The following is a 625-nucleotide window of genomic DNA, read 5'->3' as shown; positions in this document are numbered from 1 at the left end:
GTCCCGGCCGGCATAGTCGCGGGCAAACTGGTAGGCCACGCGGCCGCTGCGCGAGCCGCGCTCCAGCGCCCAGACCAGGGAAGCCGGTTTTGCCGCCGCAATCGCATCCGTGCCCACGCCGAAAGACGAGAGCCATTGCGCGACGATGGTCAGGTATTCGTCCTGGCTGAAAGGGTAAAAGCTGACCCAAAGGCCGAAGCGCTCGGACAAGGAAATCTTCTCTTCGACAACTTCACCAGGGTGCACTTCACCGTCTTCGCTGCGGGTGTAGGTGAGGTTCTCCGTCATGTACTCAGGCAGCAGGTGGCGCCGGTTACTGGTCGCGTAGATCAGCACGTTGGGCGTGGCCGCCGCGACAGAACCATCCAGGATGGACTTGAGCGCCTTGTAGCCCGGCTCACCTTCCTCAAAACTCAGGTCGTCGCAAAAGACGATGAATTTTTCAGGCAGGCCGGACACCACGTCGACGATGTCCGGCAGGTCGATCAGGTCGGCCTTGTCAACTTCAATCAGGCGCAGGCCGCGTGACGAATACTCGTTCAGGCAGGCCTTGATCAGCGAGGACTTGCCGGTGCCGCGCGCGCCCGTCAGCAGCACGTTGTTGGCGGGCTTGCCCAGCACGAAC

At 62.2% G+C, this 625-nt stretch carries 1 protein-coding gene; it reads right to left on the bottom strand.

Features of this window, described 5'->3' with window-relative positions; all coding sequences use genetic code 11:
* Positions 1-625: ATP-binding protein (locus AC1D0P_RS26965; RefSeq protein ID WP_477679537.1), on the bottom strand; the 625-nt coding region annotated here is incomplete at both ends.

The sequence above is a fragment of the Polaromonas sp. P1_G2 genome, from assembly GCF_056405515.1.
Note: the sequence above shows the minus strand (reverse complement) of the source record. Positions and strands in the feature narration are given on the sequence as shown.